This window comes from Microbacterium paludicola, from assembly GCF_015235415.1.
Taxonomy (GTDB): Bacteria; Actinomycetota; Actinomycetes; order Actinomycetales; family Microbacteriaceae; genus Microbacterium; species Microbacterium paludicola.
In genome coordinates this window covers 61,208-67,281 of sequence record NZ_JADGLL010000014.1, presented here as the reverse complement: position 1 = coordinate 67,281, position 6,074 = coordinate 61,208, and the positions used below count along the sequence as shown (strand labels likewise).

Sequence of the window (6,074 nt, the reverse complement as noted above, 5' to 3'; positions counted from 1 at the left end):
CGGGGAGGGTGCGGGGATCTCCGTGCTCGGGTCAGTGCCGCCGTCTTCGTCTCGGCCGAGGACCAGGTCGAGGGGGAAGTCCCACACGCGCTGTGCCTTGCCGAGCACCCAGCGGGTCACCTGGCGCTTGCCGTCCTTGGCGGTCTCGATCCAGCCGCGGCCGGCGAAGATCGATCCGAGCGAGGTGGTGGTCTCGTTGAACCCCTCGCCGGCGTCGCGGGAGATCTTCTTGATCGCCGAGAGCGTGAGCGAGGGCACCAGGTAGACCCGGTCGTCCTTGATGACGCCGATGTGGTGCGAGGAGGGCACGTAGTTGTCCTGCGGGATGCCCATCGAGCCGGTGCTGCGGCGCTTCTGCCAGCCGAAGTTCTCGGCATCCTGGGGCGGGTTCCCCTCGGGGTCGGTGAGGTGGCCCTGCCCGAACGACAGCGCCTCGCGGATGTAGTGCAGTGCCTGCACGCCGGCGTCGCGGCCGACGGAGTCCTGACGGCGTGCCGCCTCGAGCAGGCCCGCGATCGACCACTCGTAGAACGCGTCGGCCTCCGCCTTGGAGATCACGCCGCGATCGCGGAGCATCCGCAGCATGAGGCGGATGCCGTGCTCCATCGGGATCAGGCCGAGGATGAGCCGGCCCTTGATCTCGTCGGTGTGCGGGAGGGTCTTCATCCGCTCTTCCCACAGCACGTCGACGTTGTCGGGGTGGTTGGGATCCTTGCGGGCGGCCTTGATCTCCTCGTCGATCTTGTCGCGGTGGCTGCACAGCCACTGGATCAGCGAGGCGCCCAGGAGGCCGCGCTGCTCGCGCTGCTCCTCGCTTTCGAGGTACGGGAAGATCTCGCGGGGGTTGCCGAGCTCGCCCGGCTGCATCGAGATCTCGAACAGGCGCTGCATGCCGGATCCGATGAAGGACACCTCGCCGGTGGCGATGATCGTGGCGCGGATCGGGGCGGTGTTGAAGCTCTTGCCGAGGCGGGAGCTCTTCGTGCGCGGCAGGCGGCCGAAGCTCGAGCGGGCGATGCCGGCGAACTTCTCCATCACGGCCTGCGCGTTGCCGTCGGTGGCCGTGACGTCATCGAGCAGCGCCGTGACGTCCTTCATGGTGCTGAGCGCACCGGCAAGGCCCAGTGCGGTGGAGGCGCCGTGGGTGGCCGACAGCGTCGCGGTGGGCGCGTTGTCGCTCATGCCCTGCGGCATCAGCTGCGGGGCGAGGAAGTGCATCGCCAGGCGGGCGGTGGCGGTCTTTCCGGACCCGGCGCCGCCGCAGGCGTAGGTGACCATCGGGACGCGCTTGAACACGCTGCGCCACACCACGCCGAACAGGGGGGCCATGACCCGGGCAGGCAGCTTCTGAGCCACCGGGATCACGGCCTCCTGCCACGCCTTGCGCAGCTGCTCGACGTCGTCGGTCGGGTCCGGCAGCTCGAACGTCTCGGCGCCGGCAGCGAGGGAGGTGTGCACCTCGTTGGCCCCGTCGGCGGTGATCTTCTTGCCCTCGGTGATGAAGAACGGGTTGCCGTCCGGGTCGGTGCGCCAGCCGGTGGCCGTGTACACCGGCGTGCGGTAGCGAGGGCTCGGGCGGGCCTCGAACAGCGCCTTGAATGCGATCTCCCGGCCCTGCTTGCCGGTCATGGCGAGCATGTTGTTCCACGGCAGCGCCTCGACCCAGGTCCCCTTCTGGATCTGCTCGTTGTCCCAGGACACGATCGCGGTCTCGATGAGCTCGTGGCCGTCGTCGCCGAACAGCGGCTTGCCGTCCTGGCCGCGGATCCAACGCTCGAACTTCACGGTCATCTCGTGGATCGGCTTGGTGGTGCCGCCCTCGACATCGTCGTCTTCGACGTAGGTGGCCAGCACCTGGCCCCAACCCTCCATCACGGTGTCGAAGCGCGGCTTGCCGTCGCTGTCGAACCGGATCCGCACCGTCTCTCCGTGCTTGACCCGGAAGATGGCGCGGTTGTGGCCGGGGACGACGCCGTAGTAATCGGTGCTCTTGTCGTGGCCGTAGAAGCGGCGCTCGGCCGTGGAGACGGGGATCTCCTCGGCGAGCTCGTCGGCGACGTCGCGCACGTGTGCCGGGGCGGGGAACTCGGCGATCGCGTACGCCTCGACGACCACCGCGGCGGTGTCGCTGCGCAGCTTGCGGAACTCCTCCAGCGAGGCCGCGCCGCGGCGGCTGTAGCCCTTCGGGGAGGCCGGCACGTTGGACAGCTCGTACAGCCGCTCCCACCGCTTGAGGGCCTCCTGCGCCCACAGGTGGCCGTTCGTGGTCGAGTCCTCGGCCTCGCGCAAGACCTGTGCGATCACCTCGCGCTTGCACACCTCGATGCGCTTGACCATCTGCCGGGCCTCACCGGCGGCGACCATCATCTTCGCGTCGTCGACGGACAGCGGCACCAGGTCCTTGACGCCGTGTCCGGCCTCAAGGTGATCGGTTAGATCGGCCTTGTCGACCTCGACGGCCGGCAGCCACAGCCGCACATCGGAGGCGATCGGGGTGAGCAGCTCGTGCAGGTGGACGCCGCGCTTGTAGCCGGCGACGTCGTTGTCCATGACGACGTGCACCTCGCCGCCGGCGAACATCGCCGCCAGCGACTCCGGGAAGCTGCCGGAGCCCTGCGCGTTGGTGGTGGCGACCAGGCCGATCGCGACGGCGTTGTCGACGTCCTTCTCGCCCTCGAGCAGCCACACCGGCTTGCCCGCGGCGATCGCGTCGACCACGGATCCGGCCCGGTACAGGGTGGGCTCGAAGCCCTTGGGCTTGCGGGACACGAACCGGCCCGCAGCGCTGAGGAACTGCTGCGTGAACCGCTTGTGCCGGCGCCCGTCGAGGGTGGTCTCCTCGCGGTGCACCTTCTGCACCACGACACCGTCAGGGCGGGCGTACTCGTAGGTGCGGACCCGCTCCCACTTCGCCTTGGAGAGGTCCTCGAGCTGGCCATCGTCGACTGCGTCGTCCTTGGTGATCCGCTCGGGCAGCTTCACCCGCGGAGCGCGGGGCTTCTGCGCCTTCCGGTCTCCGTCCGAGCGCTCCATCGGCTTGTCGAACAGGTCGGAGAAGGTCAGATCCAGCGTGGCGACGATGTCGCGGTTGTCGCAGTCCGCATAGCAGCGGATCAGGGTCTTCTCGTCGGCCGCGTCGTACGAGACGTGCAGCGACCGCTTCTTGTCGTCGTGCACCGGGCACAGCGCCAGGAAGTGGTTTCCGCGCAGCGGGGCCGGCTTGAAACCGCGGGCGTCGAGGGCATCCCAGACGCGATCGATCGAGCGGCGCCGGTCGTCAGGAAGGCTCACAACTCACCCCCTCGATCATCGAGGCGGTGCGGAGCGACGTTCAGCTGCAGAAGGGTCAGGCTACGCACGCGTCAGCCCTCCCCCGCACACGGCGGAGGAGACGTACGACACGAAGCTGTTCCTGGATCGGGTTGCTGAAAAAGACAGAGTTCTGCGCTACCATCGCGTACGTACACCTCCTTTCAGGTATGCGAAACGCCCCCGCCAAGGGGCCCCTACAACTGAATGGCTCCGGATCCGCCGCCAAGCATCAACCGGGCCTCACTCACTTCGAAGACCTTCTCGAGCGCCAACTCGAGGAGGTCTTCCTCGTTATGCGGTGCGCGCCAAGGGCTGACCTCCTCGCGCGGTGTCGTCCTCTCGGACCTCGAGGAACGAGAGCTGCTCAGTCCGGCGGCGAGCTGCAGCGTTGAGTCGCTTGCGGCGTGCCTGCTCGATCTCGTCGGTGATGTAGTCGGGAACAGGGAGGCCTTCTGCTTGCGCGAGTCGCATGACACCGTACGAGCCGAGGGAGATGCCCAGCTCATCAGCCTTCTGCTTGTAATGCTCCTGCTGATCCGTCGGAGGACGGAGGGGCATGTACGCCCGATCGCCGCGGTTCCTCTGAGCCATGTCGAAACCATACCCCGCACCTGAACCAGGTTCGGAGCGCCCTCGGTGTGTCGGCGTGTCGGCGCGTCGGCGTTAGACCACGAGCTGCTCATACCCAGGTAGGTGCTCGGCCGGCACCGGATCTGACACAAGGTCCCAGAAATCTTCTCAGCGAGCCTGCATCGAGCTTCCCTGCGCCTATAACAGTGATGTTCCGGAAGGTGTAAGGAGTGCAAGGGGTGTAAGACCCCTGATCAGAAGCCAAAAAATGCCTTACACCCTGGCGGAGGCCCTAGGTGTAAGTGAGGCCCTCAAGCGCCGAAATTGCACTAGTAGTGAAACGAAATCGGCCCTTCTGTGCCCTCCAATGGGCTGCAGCGGGCGCTGCGGGGCCGCAATTTCACTGGTAGTGAAGCGAGATCGGGGCCTCTGGGAGCCGATGGCTTCACTAGTAGTGAAGTCAGATTTCACTAGTAGTGAAGTAGATTCGGGGCATGGTTCGAGCTCCTCGCCCTCCGGTTCTGGTCGTCGTCGGCAGCGAGACCCATCTGCGCGGCGGTGTGCCGCCGATGTCCTCGGCCGAGTTCAAGGTGCTGCGGGAGCATCTCGGGCTGACGGCGCCATGGGTGGCCGAGCAGCGAGGGGTCGCGGTGCGGACGGTGCGCAACTGGGAGGACCGGGGGCCGGTGCCGATTCCCGCGGCCGGGTGGATGTTCGAGCTGCGCGATCGCTTCAACCGTGCCGTCGAGGACGAGGTGTTCCGGTTGGCGGAGTTCGACGACGAGCCGCGCCGGCGTGTGATCGTGGTGCCGCGGATCGACGAGGACTCTCCCGACGAGCTGCCGGCGTCGTTCCATCGCGCTGTCGCGGCGCGTGTGCTCGCTGAGGTGCCCTCGGCTCGGCTCCGCTACCCGGACGCGGCGGAGCCGGAGCCGGACGGTGACGAGGCCGCCTAGGCCGTGTTGATCAAGTCTGATTTGATCCAGATGAGCGTCGCGGCGGAGCAGACGGCGGCGGTGTTCGCCGGCACGTGGCTAAACGTGCTCGGGTGGGCGGTCATCCTTCTCGTGGCCGCGAGCCTGGCCGTTGTCGGCGTCATCGAGAACGTCAACATTCGAGCGGGCAAGAAGTACAAGCCGCGGCCGCGCAGCTGACCGTGCTCGAGCGGGGAACTCGCGGCCCGCGTTGGAGCGGGGTCGAGGGGATCTCCCTCTCGTGTGGGCCGGCCCGGTCAGGGTCAGCCCACCGCCATGATCAGAGCGTGAGCGTGTGCAGCACGGTCGCCGCGGTGCCGGTGGGCGTGCCGTAGGACGTGGCGTGCAGCGTCGCGGCGCGGTTAGTGATGAGGCTGAGGGCGACAGGTTCTTCCTCGGACTCGTCGGTCGCGTCGCCGGGTTCGTCTTCCCATTCGCGCAGCACACGCCCGTCGACATCGACCACACGCCACAGCCCCCCATAGGTGGGCGACGGGACCGGTCCTCTCGTACTTGAACACCAGGGCCGTCGCGGTGGGCCAGCCGTGCGCGGCCGCAGCGACGATCAGCGCGTACGCGGCCGCGGCGACCTGATCGACGTCGCCGGATGCCGTGGGCGGCGTCGACGGCGGCTTCAGCCTCGCGCAGCGCCCCGGTGTGTATCCCCACACGTCGACGTCGACGGCGGGTGTCGTGGTGGTGGTCATGGTAAGCCTTCCTTCTGCAGCTGAGGGTGATGCGGCAGGATAATGCCGCGGGTGACGCGGCCCGGCGTAAGCCGGTCCCCGTCCGGTTGATCAGGCGAGGAGCGCGCCGCGCACCGGGACGGTGGCGATGTGCTCGACGGCAACCTGTGCGCTGTCCGCGGTGTGGAGCTTGCGGAGGACCACCCACGGGCTCCCCTCCCCGTACGCCTCGCCACGGGTGAGCACCTGGAACCCGTTGTCGATGTGTTCCTGCTCGACGGCGGCGAGGCGGGCCTTTTCCGCGGCGTTGTCGCGGAGGCTCTGCGCGGTGTGCTCGACCTGGGTCAGGTCGGTGGTGGCGACCTCGACCAGGTGCGCGCGGGCGTCGGCGGCGTCCTCGAACTCCAACAGCACCGCCGCCTGATCGAGCGTCAGCGAGTGCTCGTGCAGCGCGGACGTGACGGTCGCGGACTCCGCGACGGCGAGGCCCTTCTTCACCGCGTCGGTCTTGGTGCCGGTGCGCTTGGCGATC

General features: G+C 68.0%; 5 protein-coding genes and 1 pseudogene. 2 read left to right on the top strand and 4 right to left on the bottom strand.

What is annotated here, in order from left to right; all coding sequences use genetic code 11:
• A pseudogene (locus IR155_RS07775) lies at positions 1-3,291 on the bottom strand (hypothetical protein); the annotation flags it as partial.
• A gap of 312 nt (positions 3,292-3,603) precedes the next feature.
• Positions 3,604-3,903, bottom strand: a complete 300-nt coding sequence (locus tag IR155_RS07770) for a hypothetical protein (protein WP_135114269.1) — start codon at positions 3,901-3,903, stop codon at positions 3,604-3,606.
• A 473-nt stretch (positions 3,904-4,376) separates the two neighbouring features.
• On the opposite strand from IR155_RS07770, the gene IR155_RS07765 reads away from it, so the two are divergent.
• Positions 4,377-4,838 (top strand): helix-turn-helix domain-containing protein, encoded by a 462-nt coding sequence (locus IR155_RS07765; RefSeq protein WP_209306752.1) that lies wholly within the window; start codon positions 4,377-4,379, stop codon positions 4,836-4,838.
• A 30-nt stretch (positions 4,839-4,868) separates the two neighbouring features.
• Complete coding sequence (locus IR155_RS07760) at positions 4,869-5,036, top strand: hypothetical protein (RefSeq protein WP_167760736.1); 168 nt, start codon at positions 4,869-4,871, stop codon at positions 5,034-5,036.
• Between the two features lie 100 nt (positions 5,037-5,136).
• On the opposite strand, the gene IR155_RS07755 is transcribed toward IR155_RS07760, so the two are convergent.
• Positions 5,137-5,322, bottom strand: coding sequence for a hypothetical protein (locus tag IR155_RS07755; RefSeq protein WP_032495303.1), 186 nt, complete (start codon positions 5,320-5,322; stop codon positions 5,137-5,139).
• Between the two features lie 331 nt (positions 5,323-5,653).
• On the bottom strand, positions 5,654-6,040 hold the full coding sequence (locus IR155_RS07750; RefSeq protein ID WP_135114268.1) for a hypothetical protein: 387 nt from the start codon (positions 6,038-6,040) through the stop codon (positions 5,654-5,656).
• Positions 6,041-6,074: the final 34 nt, after the last annotated feature.